This is a genomic window from Enterobacter cloacae complex sp. CARB60, assembly GCF_036487345.1.
Lineage (GTDB): Bacteria > Pseudomonadota > Gammaproteobacteria > Enterobacterales > Enterobacteriaceae > Enterobacter > Enterobacter asburiae_D.
This window is the reverse complement of the sequence record NZ_JAZKLC010000002.1, coordinates 2,020,460-2,037,793: the sequence shown is the minus strand read 5'-3', so window position 1 is coordinate 2,037,793 and position 17,334 is coordinate 2,020,460. Positions and strand designations below refer to the sequence as shown.

Sequence of the window (17,334 nt, the reverse complement as noted above, 5' to 3'; positions counted from 1 at the left end):
AAAAACAATAAGTTCACTTCGGTTTTGCCGCTGTTTCTCAACGGAAAAGTCGACAGCAAATGAATAATTTGTGCGCTAATGAAAGCTGCGGGAGAAAACATGATGGACGATCTGGAGCAGAATTTGCTGTTTCGCTACATGGGGACTCACAGCCCGTGGTGGCGCTTGTCAGCTGACAGCAACGCTCTGCACCTTTCCACCAGCGAAAATGCCGATGTCACTCAGGTCGTGGCGCTGGACGATGAACAGGCCGATCTCATCCGTCATTTAACCGTTATTACCTCCAGCATTTCAATGACGCTCTCCCTGTACGGAGAAGATGTTCCGGTTCATCTTGTGGGCCGTAAAATTACCCGTAACGAGTGGGCCGGAACCGCGTCCGCCTGGAACGATACGCCCTCCGTGGCGCGCGATCTGGCCCAGGGGCTCTCTTTCGCGGAACAGGTTGTCTCGGAGGCCAACTCCGTCATTGTTATTCTCGATCGGCACGGCAATATCCAGCGTTTTAACCGGCTTAGCGAAGAGTACACCGGCCTGAAAGAGCATGAGGTCATTGGCCAGAACGTGTTTAAGCTGTTTATGAGCCGCAGCGAAGCGGCCGCTTCAAAGCGCAATATTACCGGTTTTTTTCGCAACGGCAGCTCTTACGAAGTCGAACGCTGGATCAAAACGCGTAAAGGGCAGCGGCTGTTTCTGTTCAGAAATAAATTCGTGCACAGCGGCAGCGGTAAAAATGAAATTTTCCTTATCTGTTCCGGGACCGATATTACCGAGGAGCGCCGCGCTCAGGAGCGGCTGCGCGTGCTGGCCAATACCGATACCATCACCGGCTTGCCAAACCGCAATGCGATCCACGACCTGATTTCTGACGCCATCGACAACCGCGGCGACACGCAGGTGGGCGTGGTGTATCTCGACCTGGATAATTTTAAAAAGGTCAACGACGCTTACGGGCATATGTTTGGCGACCAGCTGTTACAGGCTGTCGCCCTCGCCATTTTGAGCTGTCTGGACGAGGAACAGGTGCTGGCACGACTTGGCGGTGATGAGTTTATCGTCATGGCCACCAATACCTCTCAGGGGTCTCTGGAGGCGATGGCATCGCGCATTTTAACCCGTCTGCGCCAGCCGTTCCGAATCGGTCTGATTGAGATTTATACCGGCTGCTCCCTGGGTATCGCCCTCGCCCCGCAGCATGGGAACGACCGGGAAAGCGTCATTCGTAACGCCGATACCGCCATGTACACCGCCAAAGAGAACGGTCGGGGCAAGTTCTGCGTCTTCTCCCCCGAGATGAACCAGCGCGTATTTGAGTATCTCTGGCTGGATACCAACCTGCGTAAGGCCCTGGATAACGATCAGCTTCTGATCCACTATCAGCCGAAAATAACCTGGCGCGGGGAAGTCAGAAGCCTTGAAGCGCTGGTCCGCTGGCAATCGCCAGAACGGGGGTTGATCCCTCCGCTGGAGTTTATCTCTTATGCCGAGGAGTCGGGGTTGATTGTGCCGCTGGGCCGCTGGGTGATGCTCGACGTGGTTCGCCAGGTGGCGAAATGGCGCGATAAGGGAATAAACCTGCGCGTGGCGGTGAACGTCTCTGCACGCCAGCTGGCCGACCAGACCATCTTCAGTGACTTAAAGCAGGCGCTGAAGGATCTGAATTTTGAATACTGCCCTGTCGACGTCGAATTAACCGAAAGCTGTCTTATCGAGAACGAAGAGCTGGCGTTGTCCGTGATCCAGCAGTTCAGCCGACTCGGGGCGCAAATTCATCTGGATGATTTTGGCACCGGCTACTCTTCCCTTTCGCAACTGGCCCGCTTCCCTATCGACGCCATTAAACTCGATCAGTCTTTTGTCAGGGATATTCATAAGCAGTCCATCTCCCAGTCTCTGGTGCGCGCTATCGTCGCGGTGGCACAGGCGTTAAATCTGCAGGTGATTGCCGAAGGTGTGGAAAATGCAAAAGAAGACGCCTTTCTCACCAAGAACGGCGTCAACGAACGGCAGGGTTTTCTGTTTGCTAAGCCGATGCCCGCTGCCGCATTCGAGCGATGGCTAAAACGATATCAAGCGCGAAATCAACGTTAACTGGCTTTACGCAAGCCCGCCGCGTGATGGCGGTTTTGCAGCGTGACCAGCCGCTCCATGTAGGCGATATCTTTCGGCTCCAGGCAGAAAGCGGCATCTACCCAGTCTTCCGTGATGTCCATCAGTTCACTGCGGGGCAATTGCAGAACGCGCGTACGGGCACGCAGCATCGCCCTGATGCCATTCAGTTTTGGCCGCAGCGTATCAATGAAGGTTCGGGTAGAGACATAGCTTTGTCCGGGTTCAAACAGGACATCCACCAGCCCGTGCTGTTCGTACCATTCAGCCGTATGGGATTCCCCTTTGTAGATGAGTTCCTCCGCCAGCTTCATGCCTGAACGGCGTGCAACCAGGGAATATCCTCCCATACCCGGAAACAGGTTGAAGGCAATCTCCGGGAAACCTAAGCGGGCATCGCGCTGAGCCAGGACGAAATGATGCGCCAAAGCGGCCTCAAACCCGCCCCCTAACGCACTGCCCTCGACCATTGCCAGAGAGATGGCCCCCGTATCAAACCCCCGTGAGGCCGCATGGACACAATCAACGCAGGCGCGAGCGTACGCCCGTAACGCTTCCCGACGTCCATTCTGAATGCACTCGACGAAGAACTGTAAATCACCGCCCACATTGTACATTTCGGGAACCAGCGAACCGGTTACCCAAAAATCAACCGCAAACCCAGACTGGCGAACCAGCCATGAAAAGTTCATGATCTCCTCGATTAACGCATGGTTAAAGCAAGGGCGTGGCTGAGCCCGCAGCATCATCCAGACCGTGTGACGCTCCGCCTCGTAATACCCTGACAGCTGCGTGAACCGTTCAGTATCGGTAAACAGTGTGCAGGTAGGCTGATTGATAACTGTCATAGTCTAATTCCTCTTATAAAAAAGCGCCTTGCGCGCAGTTTTAGACTAATCCACTCAATAAGCCCGCTGCATGAGGGGGAATAAATTTATCACTTACGTTTATGTAATTTAGTTATTGCATTTTTTCCCTTCTCTTTTGATCCTAATTTCTGCATCATTGAAAATATTAACTTTTCGCGCCTGGGGTGAGATTATGTCGACTATTGACGCACAAGCTGTAGCACAACGAATTGATACCGTGCTGGATATCCTGGTGGCGGGCGATTATCACTCTGCTATCCGTAATCTCGAGATCCTGAAGTCTGAACTTCTTGCTCAGAATGGTGCTGACAATGCGCCTGAAAACAGACAGCCAAAAGCGCCGTGGGAAGTTTAACCCCACCGTCTCCGACCTCGTTTCGCTTTATTAAATGGATGCTATGAATTCCCGACAACAACTCATTTTGCAGATGGTCATCGATCAGGGACGCGTAAGCGTAGTCGATCTCGCTAAAACCACCGGTGTGTCTGAAGTCACAATCCGTCAGGATCTTAATCTGCTGGAAAAACAGAGCTACCTGCGTCGCGCACACGGATATGCTGTCCCGCTGGACAGTGATGACGTTGAGACGCGCATGATGAATAACTACGCGCTCAAACGTGAACTGGCGGAGTTTGCCGCGTCCCTGGTGAACAACGGCGAGACCGTCTTTATTGAAAACGGCAGCAGTAATGCCCTTCTGGCGCGCACGCTTGCCGATCAAAAGGACGTTACTATCATCACCGTCAGCAGCTATATCGCGCATTTGCTCAAAGAGACACGCTGCGAGGTGATTCTGCTCGGCGGTATTTACCAGAAAAAAAGTGAAAGCATGGTAGGCCCGCTGACCCGTCAGTATGTCCAGCAGGTTCATTTTAGCAAGGCCTTCATCGGAATTGACGGCTGGCAGCCGGAGACAGGTTTTACCGGCCGGGATATGATGCGCTCTGACGTCGTGAATGCCGTGCTGGAAAAAGAGTGTGAAGCCATTGTGCTCACCGACAGCTCTAAATTTGGCGCCGTTCATCCTTATACGATGGGCCCCGTTTCACGCTTTAGCCGCGTGATTACCGACGAAAGATTGAGCGACGCGCACCGTAATAAACTGGAAGATGACGGACTGATCGTCAATATTATTAAAACGACCGCCTGAGTCCCCTCCGCGCCCGAATTTCGGGCGCATACGCCCTTCTTTCTCTGAGATGATTCCTGGTACTTCTTTAAGAGTTTTTACCTGTTTAACCTGCATTAAAGTCGTAAAATTAATGTTAGCGATATAACAGGAAGTGACTATCACCTGCGTGATTACGTAACGCCTGCGCGACCAGCTTTCACGGAGAACAGAATTAAGTATTCGATTCGTCTATACTTAACGTGTACATCTTTCCGTGAATCGATAATTCAGGAGAAAGTATTATGACCTTAACCAGCAAAAAATTAGCCGCCGCTGTTCTGGCAATCACTGTAGCAATGTCCCTGAGCGCGTGCTCTAACTGGTCTAAACGTGACCGTAACACCGCTATTGGTGCCGGTGCCGGTGCTCTTGGTGGTGCAGTATTAACGGATGGTAGTACGCTGGGTACATTAGGTGGCGCTGCTGTCGGTGGTATTATCGGTCACCAGGTTGGCAAATAATTATTATCTAAGCCTTCCCCGGTATTGCGATATTTGAACGCATTTCAGGTCTGACTTACGCACGTATATAACACGAGCCACGGCATTTGCCGTGGCTCATTTATTTTAGCCGCCTGCCAGTTTGACTTTCATCCCTTTAGCTTCCAGCAGAGATTTTATTAAATCGCGCTTATCACCCTGGATTTCAATAATGCCGTCTTTCACGGCGCCGCCGCAGCCACATTTCTTTTTCAACTCGGCCGCCAGCTTTGTCAGTTCAGCGTCATCCAGGTCAATGCCGGAGATAAGGCAAACACCTTTCCCTTTTCGTCCACTGGTCTGGCGCTGGATCCGAACGATGCCGTCTCCCTTTGGACGCTCCACTTTCGCTTTCGGTTCATCTATTCGCCCGCTATCGGTTGAATAGACCAGACGGCTGTTGGAATCGGTCATTACGCCCCCTTTTTCAGCGATGCGTTGATAGCCTTAAGCGTCTCAGCCGGATTTGCAGACTGCGTCACCGGACGTCCGATAACCATGTAGTCAACGCCAGCAGCCAGCGCCTGCTCAGGCGTCATAATGCGGCGCTGATCGCCCACGTCGCTGCCTGCAGGGCGGATCCCCGGCGTGACCAGTTTAAAATCCTTGCCCAGCGCTGATTTGAAACGTACCGCTTCCTGCGCGGAGCAAACTACGCCATCCAGGCCGCAACGTTGCGTCAGACGCGCAAGACGCTCTGCATGCTCTGCGGGTGACAACGTCACGCCCAGGTCGCGTAAATCGTTTTCGTCCATACTGGTCAGCACGGTGACCGCAATCAGCAGCGGTGCATCTTTACCGAACGGCAGGAGCGCCTCACGGGCGGCCGTCATCATTCTTGCCCCACCCGATGCATGGACGTTGACCATCCATACGCCCAGCTCTGCGGCTGCGGCAACTGCGTGCGCCGTGGTATTCGGGATATCGTGGAATTTCAGATCGAGGAAAACGTCAAAGCCGCGCTGCTGCAGATCGCGAACGATTTGCGGTCCAAACAGCGTGAACATCTCTTTGCCAACTTTTAGGCGGCAGTCGCGAGGGTCAATACCGTCGACAAACGCCAGTGCGGCGTCACGCTTATTGTAATCAAGCGCAACAACAACAGGAGAATCCGTAATTACGCGGGAAGTGGAGGATGTAACAGACGTCATGACCAGCCCTTTTCGTCTATGGGCGCGCAGCGGCGCGGAACAGATAAACGGCCAGCATTCTACCTGCCGACGCCGCAAATTGACAGGATCCATTTACGCGCCTGCCAGGCCTGCAAACCGCACGATGTACGACGAGAGGTAAAAGTCATCAGTATGTTGTAACTAAAATGGGATGTTTTAAAAAATTACTGCCCATCCAGGCCACGAATTGGCTTGATGGTGGACCAGGCGCGGCAGGAAGGACAGTGCCAGTAAAGCGTATACGCGGTAAAACCACACTTCTGGCAGCGATAGCGCGGCTTGCTGCGCACCTGCTCGCCAACCATGTCTCGGAGCACCATCAGGCTCTCTTTGGCGCGCCCTTCTTCAGCATCGTTCAGGTGGTAATCCATCAGCTTATGGAACACCCGCATGGTCGGATGACGCTGCAGCTGACGCGTAATATAAACCTGCGCGGTGTCGCTTCCCTCATACTGCTCAACAACGTCAGATAGCATCAGTTCAGCGGTAGCGCCGGTATTCTCTTCCACGCAACGACGCAGGAATGCTACCCACTCTTCCTGCTTGTCCAACTGTTGATAGCAGGTTTGCAGCATTTCCAGCGTTTCACTGACCAGCTCTTTGTCCTGGTCGATAACCCGCAGCAGGCTTTCAACGGCTTTGGCGTAGTCGCCACTCGCCATAAAGACGCGCCCCATCATGATGGAGATTCGCGCGCTGTTGCGGTCCGCTGCTGCGCCTTTCTTCAGCAGCGCCATGGCTTTATCCATGTCGTCGTTGCCCATCTGCTGAAGCGCAAGCTCACAGTAGAAATGGGCTATCTCAACGCGCTGCTTATTTTTACCCAGCTTCACCAGACGTTCAGCGGTATCAATGGCTTTCTGCCAGTCGCTGGTGGCCTGGTAAATCTGCAGGAGCTGCTGCAGCGCGCCAATGCGGAAATCTGTTTCGTCCACCAGCTGCGCGAACATATCTTCAGCGCGATCGTACAACCCCGCGGCCATGTAATCACGCCCCAGCTGTTGCACCGCAAGGAGACGTTGATCGTAGGTCAGCGAGGCGCTTTCCATCAGGGTCTGGTGAATACGAATGGCGCGATCGACCTCGCCGCGAGAGCGGAACAGGTTACCCAGGGTGAGATGCGCTTCAACCGTCCCCGTATCCTCTTTCAGCATATCGAGGAACAGGTCTACCGCTTTGTCCTGCTGATTGCTCAGGAGGAAGTTCACCCCCGCAACGTAGTCGCGGGAGAGCCGGTTGGCCTCATCCTGTTTTGTTTGTTGCGCACTTCTGCGGCCCATATACCAGCCATAGGCTGCGGCTACAGGCAAAAGCAGAAACAACAACTCCAGCATAGTCGATTATTCCTTCACGACCGGCACACCAGAGCTTTCCGGGATGTCAGACGCAGGGGCAATGTTATTTTCGAGTCGCTTAATTTTACGTTCAGCGCGCGCAAGAGAAACACGGACTTTCAACCAGAACAGACCGCAAACCAGCCAGCCAATGGCAAAACCGGCAGCAAATAAGACCGCCAGCAGGCTCGAGACGCGATACTCACCCTGAGCCAGCAGATAGTTAAACGTCACCTGCTGATCGTTTTGTGCACCCAACGTGACTGAAATGACAAAAATCGCCAATACCAGTAAGAAAATGAGTAAATATTTCACATTACTTCCCGTTATGTGGTTCAAGCGAATAAAGTGTGTTCAACTCACCGCAATCAGCCTTATAAACTACCATTTTAGCGACGAGCGCGAAACGGAAAAAGTGACGCGCCGGTCATGGATCTATGGGCAAAATACGGAATATCAACCGTCAGGCGTCGGTTTGGTCCCTTTCGGCTATTTCTTCTTTCTCTTCCGGCGGTGGTGTGAGCGGGCCGCAGAATCGTTCAGTAAGCCAGGTCGCCAGTGTCACCAGCAGCCATGAGATCAGCGTGGCGACGACCAGATCCCGCGGCCAGTGCATCCCCAGCAGCAAGCGGCTGCCCATTACTCCCGTCGCCCAGACCAGTAAAATCACGATAGTGACCGTTCGACGCCTTGGCCAAAGCAGCCCAACCCCCAGCAACGCCCAGCTGGCCGCAAACATGGTGTGACCGGAAGGAAACGCGAACCCCGTCTCTTTCTGCCAGTGTTTACGCAAGAATTTCGGGATATCCTGCTGTTCCGCAAGCTGTTCTTTCACCAGCGCGCCGCGATCTTTACGCTTTAAATTGTAGAACTCATCCACCGGAACATGATGCGTTTTTTCCAGCCAGACGACAAAAGGACGCGGCTCCTGAACGCGATCTTTAACCCAGGACTTCACGCCCTGACCGACAAGGATAGCGCCCCCGAGGATCGCAAAGAGCATCAGCGCCGCGCGCAGACGAAAGCGCAGGCACCACAGAAACCAGGCGCAGAGGAGCACATGGGTAATAATTCCCCACGGCTGGGTGACCGTTTCCGTAATCCAGTATAACGTTTTCAGCCACGTGGCGTTCTGCCCGGGCTGCCACATCCAGCCTGAAAGCCATACGGCCAGGGGCATAATCAGTAAAATGGCCGCACCTGCTGCCGTACGTCTGGCGATTGAAAGCATGTCTTCTCCTTTTTCGCTAAGCGTCACAATCATAACTGAAATTAATCCACCGGGTGGAGATGTCGGATCGTGCGTTTAACGTTCATATAGCATGGTGCCCATTAGGCGAACCTGCTGAGCTTGTGGCAAAATGAACTGATACAGAAAGCAAAACAGGGCAAAGGCACGAAACGTGTCAGCCTACTCTGGAGAATCACATGCAGCTTAAACGTGTGGCAGAAGCCAAACTGCCAACCCCATGGGGCGATTTCCTGATGGTGGGTTTTGAAGAACTGGCAACCGGACAGGATCATGTCGCGCTGGTGTATGGCGACATTTCAGGGCAGACGCCGGTGCTGTCCCGCGTCCATTCAGAGTGTCTTACCGGCGACGCGCTGTTCAGCCTGCGCTGTGATTGTGGTTTCCAGCTGGAAGCCGCCCTGTCTCATATTGCAGAAGAAGGTTGCGGTGTACTGCTTTATCACCGCCAGGAAGGTCGTAATATTGGTCTGCTGAATAAAATCCGCGCCTACGCGCTTCAGGACCAGGGCTACGATACGGTTGAAGCAAACCATCAGCTCGGCTTTGCTGCTGACGAACGCGACTTTACCTTGTGCGCCGATATGTTCAAGCTGCTGGGCGTGGACGAAGTTCGCCTGCTGACCAATAACCCGAAAAAAGTGGAGATCCTGACCGAAGCGGGGATTAACATCGTCGAGCGTGTACCGCTGATTGTCGGCCGTAACCCGAAAAACGCCCACTACCTTGATACCAAAGCCGCCAAAATGGGCCATCTGCTGAAAGAGTGATGCTAAAAGCCCGGCACGCGTGCCGGGCTTGTTTCATCAGTCCAGCATCTTGCGAATCACATAATGTAAAATGCCGTCGTTCTGGTAATAGGTCAGCTCGGTTGCCGTATCAATACGGCACCGGCAATCCAGCACCTCGGTTTTCCCGTCTGCCCGCGTTAACTTCACCGGCACCGTTTTACCCGGCTGCAGGTTTTGCAGACCGCTAATCTCAATCTGCTCTTCCCCGGTCAGTCCCAGCGTTTTACGCGTCACGCCCTGCGGGAACTCGAGCGGCAGGATCCCCATACCGATCAGATTCGAGCGGTGAATGCGTTCGAACGATTCGGCGATGACCACGCGAACGCCAAGCAGACGCGGACCTTTCGCTGCCCAGTCTCGGCTGGAGCCGGAACCGTACTCTTTCCCGGCGATCACCGCCAGCGGCGTACCTTCCTGTTGATATTTGACCGCCGCATCATAAATCGAAACGACTTCCGTACCCGGCAGATGGCGCGTCATGCCCCCTTCTACGCCCGGCACCATTTCGTTACGAATGCGGATGTTGGCAAACGTCCCGCGCATCATGACTTCATGATTACCGCGACGCGATCCGTAGGAGTTAAAATCACGACGTTCGACGCCCCGGCTTTGCAGATAACGGCCAGCCGGGCTATCGGCTTTGATACTCCCCGCCGGAGAGATGTGGTCAGTTGTGACAGAATCCCCCAGCATCGCCAGTATGCGCGCGCCGTGGATATCCTTGAGCGGCGCCGGCTCGGCCAGCATCTCATCAAAGAACGGCGACAGACGAATATAGGTCGAGTCATCCTGCCAGTCATAGGTATCTGAGCCAATAACGTTAATGGTTTTCCATTCCGGCGTGCCTTCAAAGACCTCCGCATACTCTTTGCGGAACATCTCGGTTGAGACCTTTTCAACGGCCAGCGCGATTTCACGCGAAGATGGCCAGATATCTTTCAGGTAGACAGGGTCATTCTTGCGATCGTGGCCAATCGGGTCGGTCACCAGGTTGATATTCATGTTCCCTGCCAGGGCATAAGCAACCACCAGCGGCGGCGAGGCCAGCCAGTTGGTTTTCACCAGCGGATGAATACGCCCTTCAAAGTTACGGTTGCCGGACAGAACCGCGCCTACCGTCAGGTCGCCCTGCTTGATCGCCGTTTCAATAGGTTCAGGCAGCGGGCCGGAGTTACCGATGCATGTCGTACAGCCGTAGCCCACGAGGTTAAAGCCCAGCTCGTCAAGGTACGGCGTCAGTTTGGCCTGTGCCAGGTAATCCGACACCACTTTGGAACCCGGTGCCAGCGAGGCCTTGACCCATGGCTGAGGTTTTAGCCCAAGCTCTACCGCCTTTTTAGCCAATAAACCGGCCGCCATTAATACGCTGGGGTTCGAGGTGTTGGTGCAGGAGGTAATGGCGGCAATAACCACCGCGCCATCCGGGAGCTGATACTGATGTCCGTTCAGAACATAGTCGACCGGACGATGATCCTTCTGCGCCACGTTCACTTCCAGCGCATTGCTGGCGGCAAACGCTTTTGGCACGTCACTCAGCGCGACCCGATCCTGCGGACGTTTCGGCCCGGCGAGGCTCGCCTCAACGCTTGCCATATCGAGTTCAAGCGTGCTGGTGAAGACGGGTTCATCGCCCGGATTTCGCCACATGCCCTGCGCTTTGGTATAAGCCTCCACCAGCGCGACCTGCTCTTCGCTGCGCCCGCTAAGGCGCATGTATTCCAGCGTGACATCATCAATGGGGAAAAAGCCGCAGGTTGCGCCGTATTCCGGCGCCATATTAGCAATGGTGGCGCGGTCGGCCAGCGGCAGCGAATCCAGTCCGTCCCCGTAGAATTCGACAAATTTGCCTACCACACCATGCTTACGCAGCATCTGGGTGACGGTAAGCACCAGATCGGTGGCGGTAATGCCTTCAGACAGCCTGCCGGTAAGCTTGAACCCCACCACATCCGGGATAAGCATGGACACCGGCTGGCCGAGCATGGCCGCTTCCGCTTCGATACCCCCGACGCCCCAGCCCAGCACGCCCAGACCGTTTATCATGGTGGTATGGGAGTCCGTGCCCACCAGCGTATCCGGATAGGCGACCCACTCTTTATCCTGCAATTCACTCCAGACGGCTTTACCCAGATATTCAAGGTTAACCTGGTGACAAATACCGGTACCTGGCGGGACCACGCTAAACCGGCTGAACGCCTGCTGCCCCCACTTAAGAAACACGTAGCGCTCGTGGTTACGCTCCATCTCCAGACGCACGTTCTCGCCAAAGGCGTCGTCATCACCAAAGCGATCAACGGTTACGGAGTGGTCAATGACGAGGTCAACAGGGGAAAGCGGATTCACTTTTGCCGTATCTCCGCCGAGACGCTTAACGGCCTCGCGCATCGCGGCTAAATCAACGACGGCAGGGACGCCGGTAAAGTCCTGCATCAGTACCCTTGCCGGGCGGTAGGCGATTTCTCTGTCGGCGTGGGCATTTTCAAGCCACCCTACCAGCGCCTGGATATCATTGAGGGTGACAGAGTCACCGTCCTGCCAGCGCAAGAGATTTTCAAGTAAAACTTTCAATGACTTGGGTAAACGCGAAATGTCCCCAAGCGTTCTGGCAGCCAGCGGCAGGCTGTAGTAATGCCAGGTTTTGTTTTCTGCCTGTAATGTGTCCTTACTGGCTTCGCGTAGGGTTAACGACATAAGCTCCTCCTTAATCACAGAGATGCCCCGACAATCATCAGGGCCGTAATTAAAGATAACACAAAGATGTCGTAACGTTTTGATAACAACCCAAATTGATAAATTTAGGATTGGTCCAGAATGGGAAAACAAAAAACCCCGCCGTAGCGAGGTTTTACAATTTAGTGGAGGGCCAACCAGATGAGCTGACTCCAGAACAGAATCGACACGGTAAAAACGCCGATCCATGACCAGTATTTGTGAGACGTCATGTTATTCATCGTAGGGACACCAGGCATTATTTATAAAAAGTTCTGAGGTGAGTCCTCAGTGCTATATTGCTGATGTGTATTTATTAAAGAGTACAAAAGTGCAGAGTCGATATTCAGACTATTTGCATCATTACGCAATTAACTAAATTATTGTTTTTTGGGTTCGTCTTCTGCGAACACATCAATAAACGCTTGCTGCTGCGGCGTCAGTTTCCAGGACGCGGGTACAACAGTCGCAGGTGCTTTACGCCCTCTGTGACCATTGTCACGATGCTGACACATCTGTTTTACCGTTTCTGTACGTACCGTCACTGCCATATTTAACCCCAATATTTCCAGGCCAGGAGAGCAACCACCACCCAAAACAGGGTAGAAACGAGAAAGACCGCCAGCCAGGCTTTACGCTTGAGCGCAGGATCCCTTTGCGGTTCTTCACTTCCTGAAGGCATTGCTAACCTCATACAATCGACATCGCTTATCATTTAGGACCAAACAATTGGTATAATTAATCATCTGTTGAGATAAATCCTAAAGAAACTTTAGCCGAAAAGCCAGTGAATTTACGCACCGGGTGGTATGAAATATTCAATCTTTTGACCAGAAATAAATAATTGAAAAGAAAAATTTGCGAAGGCGTAAATTAGTTTCTACTTTTGTCGCCAATTCACGACATTATAACCTTACAAATTAAATGGATAATGACATTATATGACAGGGATGCGTAGATGATGATAATTCTAATTTAGCTTTGAGGCGTTATTTCGGTATCTTTCCCTTAGGGAAAGATACCGGGTGTGATTATTTTTCGGGGAGTTTGATGTCTTTAAACATCTCTTCAATATCTTCATTTGAGCGTAATGCAACGGCGGTATCAACCACATCACGCGTTAAATGAGGGGCAAAGCGCTGAATAAAATCATACATATAGCTGCGCAGGAAGGTGCTGCGACGGAATCCAATCTTTGTGGTGCTATGACTGAAAACATCGTGCGCATCAAGACGCACCAGGTCAGGGTCTGACACCGGATCCACCGCCATGCTGGCAATGACGCCCACCCCCAGACCAAGCCGCACATAGGTCTTAATCACGTCGGCATCCGTCGCGGTAAAGACAATGCGCGGCGTTAACCCTGCCCGGTTAAAGGCCGTATCAAGCTCGGACCGTCCGGTAAAGCCAAACGTATACGTCACCAACGGATATTGCGCCAGCTCTTCGATAGAGACCGACCCTTTACCCGCCAGGGGGTGATCCGGGGTCACCACGATAGAACGGTTCCAGTGATAGCATGGAAGCATGACCAGATCGTCATAGAGATGAAGCGCTTCGGTGGCGATGGCAAAGTCTGCATTACCCTTGGAAACGGCTTCAGCAATTTGCGTTGGCGAGCCCTGGTGCATATGCAAAGAGACGCGGGGATAACGCTCGATAAAGCCTTTGATTACACCGGGAAGCGCATAGCGCGCCTGGGTATGGGTCGTGGCAATATACAGCGAACCTTTATCCGGCCAGGTGTGTTCCCCTGCCACTGACTTAATCGCATCGACTTTAGAGAGGACTTCCCGCGCAATGCGGATGATTTCCTGCCCCGCTGGCGTCACCTGAGTGAGATGCTTACCGCTGCGGGCAAATATCTGGATACCTAACTCATCCTCCAGCATACGAACTTGTTTGCTGATACCCGGTTGCGAGGTATATAACCCCTCTGCGGTAGAAGAGACGTTAAGGTTATGATTCACCACCTCAACGATATAACGAAGCTGCTGTAATTTCATGCCAGACCATCCGATTTAGCGCATGCGGTCAATCGCTTAAGACGATTTAATAATAAGAAACAGGTTAACTATAACCACTATATCATTTATAGCCTGACTGTATAGTACGGAACAAAAAATAATAACAAGGCAATAAAAAAGGGCCGGAAATCCGGCCCTTTTACAGGTAAGTTACGGTAAGGGAAGATTATTTCTTGCCTTCAACCCATTTGCCATCGACAAAGAAGGCTGACCATCCGGTCGCTTTACCCTCTTTCTCGGCCGCAACATACTGCTGCTTGGTTTTACGGCTAAACCGTACCACGGTTTTGTTGCCTTCAGGATCCTGCTGTGGCGCATCGGCCAGATAACGCAGTTTCTCAGGCAGACGATCGCGGAAGCGATGCAGCTCTTCCACCAGCGGCGCGCGCGTTTCACGTGATTTCGGGAAGGTGTTGGCGGCCAGGAAGACACCCGCAGCGCCGTCACGCAGCACGAAGTACGCGTCGGATTTCTCGCACGGCAGCTCTGGCAGCGGAACCGGATCTTCCTTCGGCGGAGCCACTTCACCGTTACGCAGGATTTTGCGCGTGTTTTTACACTCGTCGTTGGTACAGGCCATGTACTTACCGAAACGCCCCATTTTCAGGTGCATTTCAGAGCCACACTTCTCGCACTCCACAATCGGGCCGTCATAGCCTTTAATGCGGAACTCGCCCTCTTCGATCTCATACCCGTCACACGTTGGGTTATTACCGCAGACGTGCAGCTTACGTTTTGGATCGATCAGGTAGCTGTCCATCGCCGTGCCGCATTTTTTGCAGCGGCGTTTGGCACGCAGAGCGTTAGTTTCCGCATCATCACCTTCCAGCACGTTGAGAACTTCGTTCTCAGGCACCAGGTTGATGGTGGTTTTGCAGCGCTCTTTTGGTGACAGCGCGTAGCCGGAGCAGCCAAGGAACACGCCCGTGGTTGCGGTGCGGATCCCCATCTTGCGGCCGCAGGTTGGGCAGTCGATGCTGGTCAGAACCATCTGGTTAGGCAGCATGCCGCCCTCTTCAGGATCCTTCTCCGCTTTTTCAAGCTGGTCGGTAAAGTCGCTGAAGAAGCTGTCGAGTACCTTTTTCCATTCCGCCTGATGGCTGGCAACCTGGTCGAGGCTGTCTTCCATTTGCGCGGTGAAATCGTAGTTCATCAACTCGCGGAAGTTAGCTTCCAGACGGTCGGTGACGATCTCACCCATTTTTTCCGCATAGAAACGACGGTTTTCAACGCGTACGTAGCCACGGTCCTGAATCGTCGAGATGATGGACGCGTAGGTCGACGGACGGCCAATACCGCGTTTTTCCAGCTCTTTCACCAGGGACGCTTCACTGAAGCGCGCAGGCGGCTTGGTGAAGTGCTGGGCTGGCACGAGGTCAACCAGCGAGAGTTCATCACCTTTGTTCACCGCCGGCAGCGTCCGGTCTTCATCACCTTTACGCAGCGCAGGCATCACTTTCGTCCAGCCGTCGAAACGCAGGATACGACCGCGCGCCTTCAGGCGGAAATCACCCGCGCCAACGGTCAGCGTGGTGGAGTCGTACTTCGCAGGCGTCATCTGGCACGCCACGAACTGGCGCCAGATCAGCTGATACAGCTTTTGCGCATCCGCTTCCATATCTTTTAACGATTCCGCGAGGACGGAGACGTCGGAAGGACGAATTGCTTCGTGCGCTTCCTGGGAATTCTCTTTGCTGGCGTACTGATTCGCACTTTCCGGCAGGTATTTTTTGCCGAAATTGTCGCTGATATAGCCGCGCACCATGTTAACTGCGTCCTGGCTCAGGTTGGTTGAGTCGGTACGCATGTAGGTGATGTAACCCGCTTCATACAGGCGCTGGGCCATCATCATGGTTTTCTTCACGCCATAACCGAGACGCGTGCTTGCAGCCTGTTGCAGCGTAGAGGTTATAAACGGAGCACCCGGCTTGCTGCTGGTCGGTTTGTCTTCACGTTCCAGCACCTGATAGCGTGCTTTTTCCAGCAGCGCCACGGCGGCCATGGTCTGGTCGCGGTTTTCTGGACGGAAAGGCTTATCGTTGTGATGGCTCACCTGCAGCGGCAGAGCGTCACCGCCCGGCGTGGTCACATTGGCATCAACTTCCCAGAACTCTTCCGGCACGAAGGCTTTAATTTCGCGCTCACGCTCAACGACCAGACGCACCGCGACGGATTGCACACGACCTGCGGACAGGCCACGGGCAATCTTTTTCCACAGCAGTGGAGAAACCATGTAGCCCACAACGCGGTCCATAAAGCGACGTGCCTGCTGTGCGTTTACACGGTCAATATTCAGTTCGCCCGGCTTCTCAAACGCCTGACGAATCGCATTCTTCGTAATTTCGTTAAACACTACACGGCTGTAGCGTTTGTCATCACCACCAATCACTTCCCGCAGGTGCCACGCAATGGCTTCCCCTTCGCGGTCAAGGTCGGTTGCGAGATAGATGTGGTCTGCTTTTTCAGCAAGCTGCTTCAGCTCGTTAACGACTTTTTCTTTTCCGGGCAGCACTTCATATTGTGCATCCCAGTTATGCCATGGGTTCACACCCATGCGGTTGACAAGCGCGCTACGTTCATCCTTTTTAGGCTTTTTAGCCCCTTTGGTGGAGGTAGAGTCTGCGCTCTTTTTGCTGGCTGAGCCACTGGTCGGCAAATCGCGGATATGACCCACGCTGGACTTAACCACGTAGTCATTACCCAGATACTTATTGATCGTTTTGGCTTTTGCCGGGGACTCAACGATGACGAGAGCTTTACCCATATTCACCTTTACCTAATTTAATTCTTCCAGGAATACGCCGCACGTTGATTTCCCTTCCGCTGACGACGAGCCAATGATATTGCGACTGCGTCAGGGGATATCAACCCCTTTGTCTTACCGGGCGTTAAAGAAAAGACGCCCAGGTGATTGATTTTTCGGGTATTTTTCTCACATCTCGTGTAATTCGTGACGAATTCCAGGTTGAATGTCAAGCAATTCTGTTGCCAGAATGACGAAAGCGCACACTCTACCTGATAAAATTCGTTACGCAACTTTATTAGCATGCAAAAGCAAATCCCGCCAGCCAGGCCCCTGCACCTTATCCCCTCACATTACAGGGAAAATTTGCCCCCAATGCGCCCTCGGCGTAGACTATTGTCACTGTTTAAGGAGTGGATTATGCAGAATACGACCCAACCTATTGACCGAGCCTCTCTGCTTATCGAAGCAAACAAGCTTATCCGTGACCATGAAGATACGCTGGCGGGCATTGAAGCCACCGGCGTAGAGCAGCGTAATGGCGTGCTGATTTTCAGCGGCGAATACTTCCTTGACGAGCAGGGGTTGCCGACCCCGAAAAGCACCGCCGTATTTAACATGTTCAAATACCTGGCGCATACGCTTTCCGAGAAATATCACCTGGTCGATTAAAGCAAAAC

General features: G+C 53.2%; 17 protein-coding genes. 6 read left to right on the top strand and 11 right to left on the bottom strand.

Going from position 1 to position 17,334, the window contains the following annotated elements:
* The first annotated feature begins 99 nt into the window (after positions 1-99).
* On the top strand, positions 100-2,091 hold the full coding sequence (gene pdeR / locus V4835_RS10730) for a cyclic di-GMP phosphodiesterase (protein WP_331412126.1): 1,992 nt from the start codon (positions 100-102) through the stop codon (positions 2,089-2,091).
* On the opposite strand, the gene V4835_RS10725 is transcribed toward pdeR, so the two are convergent.
* Complete coding sequence (locus tag V4835_RS10725; protein WP_331412125.1) at positions 2,088-2,957, bottom strand: crotonase/enoyl-CoA hydratase family protein; 870 nt, start codon at positions 2,955-2,957, stop codon at positions 2,088-2,090. The two genes, pdeR and V4835_RS10725, sit on opposite strands and share 4 nt — an antisense overlap.
* 193 nt (positions 2,958-3,150) lie before the next feature.
* Between V4835_RS10725 and V4835_RS10720 the strand changes: the two genes are divergently transcribed.
* From V4835_RS10720 to osmB, 3 genes are all read left to right on the top strand, one after another.
* Positions 3,151-3,333, top strand: a complete 183-nt coding sequence (locus V4835_RS10720) for a YciZ family protein (RefSeq protein WP_024907126.1) — start codon at positions 3,151-3,153, stop codon at positions 3,331-3,333.
* Positions 3,334-3,376: 43 nt separating this feature from the next.
* Entirely contained in the window at positions 3,377-4,129 is a 753-nt protein-coding gene (yciT, locus tag V4835_RS10715) for a DNA-binding transcriptional regulator YciT (protein WP_023312063.1), read from the top strand.
* Between the two features lie 263 nt (positions 4,130-4,392).
* Positions 4,393-4,611, top strand: coding sequence for an osmotically-inducible lipoprotein OsmB (osmB, locus tag V4835_RS10710; RefSeq protein WP_008501216.1), 219 nt, complete (start codon positions 4,393-4,395; stop codon positions 4,609-4,611).
* Between the two features lie 105 nt (positions 4,612-4,716).
* Here the strand turns inward: osmB and yciH are convergent, their stop codons facing one another.
* From yciH to pgpB, 5 genes are all read right to left on the bottom strand, one after another.
* Complete coding sequence (gene yciH / locus V4835_RS10705) at positions 4,717-5,043, bottom strand: stress response translation initiation inhibitor YciH (RefSeq protein WP_063145056.1); 327 nt, start codon at positions 5,041-5,043, stop codon at positions 4,717-4,719.
* Positions 5,043-5,780, bottom strand: coding sequence for an orotidine-5'-phosphate decarboxylase (pyrF, locus tag V4835_RS10700; protein WP_331412124.1), 738 nt, complete (start codon positions 5,778-5,780; stop codon positions 5,043-5,045). Before pyrF ends, yciH begins: the two co-directional genes overlap by 1 nt.
* Before the next feature lie 185 nt (positions 5,781-5,965).
* Positions 5,966-7,135 (bottom strand): lipopolysaccharide assembly protein LapB, encoded by a 1,170-nt coding sequence (lapB, locus tag V4835_RS10695; RefSeq protein WP_331412123.1) that lies wholly within the window; start codon positions 7,133-7,135, stop codon positions 5,966-5,968.
* Positions 7,136-7,141: 6 nt separating this feature from the next.
* On the bottom strand, positions 7,142-7,450 hold the full coding sequence (locus tag V4835_RS10690) for a LapA family protein (protein ID WP_023312067.1): 309 nt from the start codon (positions 7,448-7,450) through the stop codon (positions 7,142-7,144).
* 148 nt (positions 7,451-7,598) lie between these two features.
* Positions 7,599-8,366 carry a phosphatidylglycerophosphatase B gene (pgpB, locus tag V4835_RS10685; RefSeq protein WP_063145055.1) on the bottom strand — a complete coding sequence of 256 codons (768 nt, stop codon included), beginning with the start codon at positions 8,364-8,366 and terminating at the stop codon, positions 7,599-7,601.
* Between the two features lie 197 nt (positions 8,367-8,563).
* Here pgpB and ribA point away from each other — a divergent pair, with 197 nt between their 5' ends.
* Positions 8,564-9,154, top strand: a complete 591-nt coding sequence (ribA, locus tag V4835_RS10680) for a GTP cyclohydrolase II (protein WP_063145054.1) — start codon at positions 8,564-8,566, stop codon at positions 9,152-9,154.
* Positions 9,155-9,190: 36 nt separating this feature from the next.
* Here the strand turns inward: ribA and acnA are convergent, their stop codons facing one another.
* From acnA to topA, 5 genes are all read right to left on the bottom strand, one after another.
* The gene (gene acnA, locus V4835_RS10675; RefSeq protein WP_331412122.1) at positions 9,191-11,866 is read right to left on the bottom strand and encodes an aconitate hydratase AcnA; all 2,676 of its coding nucleotides are present in this window, start codon (positions 11,864-11,866) and stop codon (positions 9,191-9,193) included.
* Between the two features lie 161 nt (positions 11,867-12,027).
* Positions 12,028-12,126: a small membrane protein YmiC gene (ymiC, locus tag V4835_RS10670; protein WP_032623144.1), complete on the bottom strand. Its 99-nt coding sequence runs from the start codon at positions 12,124-12,126 to the stop codon at positions 12,028-12,030.
* Positions 12,127-12,437: 311 nt separating this feature from the next.
* Positions 12,438-12,578: a YmiA family putative membrane protein gene (locus tag V4835_RS10660; RefSeq protein WP_213327741.1), complete on the bottom strand. Its 141-nt coding sequence runs from the start codon at positions 12,576-12,578 to the stop codon at positions 12,438-12,440.
* Positions 12,579-12,915: 337 nt separating this feature from the next.
* On the bottom strand, positions 12,916-13,890 hold the full coding sequence (gene cysB, locus V4835_RS10655) for an HTH-type transcriptional regulator CysB (RefSeq protein WP_024907120.1): 975 nt from the start codon (positions 13,888-13,890) through the stop codon (positions 12,916-12,918).
* Between the two features lie 187 nt (positions 13,891-14,077).
* A complete protein-coding gene (gene topA / locus V4835_RS10650) occupies positions 14,078-16,675 on the bottom strand; it encodes a type I DNA topoisomerase (protein ID WP_029740526.1) in 2,598 nt (865 codons plus the stop codon).
* A gap of 399 nt (positions 16,676-17,074) precedes the next feature.
* On the opposite strand from topA, the gene V4835_RS10645 reads away from it, so the two are divergent.
* On the top strand, positions 17,075-17,326 hold the full coding sequence (locus tag V4835_RS10645) for a YciN family protein (RefSeq protein WP_023312072.1): 252 nt from the start codon (positions 17,075-17,077) through the stop codon (positions 17,324-17,326).
* The last annotated feature ends 8 nt before the right edge of the window (positions 17,327-17,334 follow it).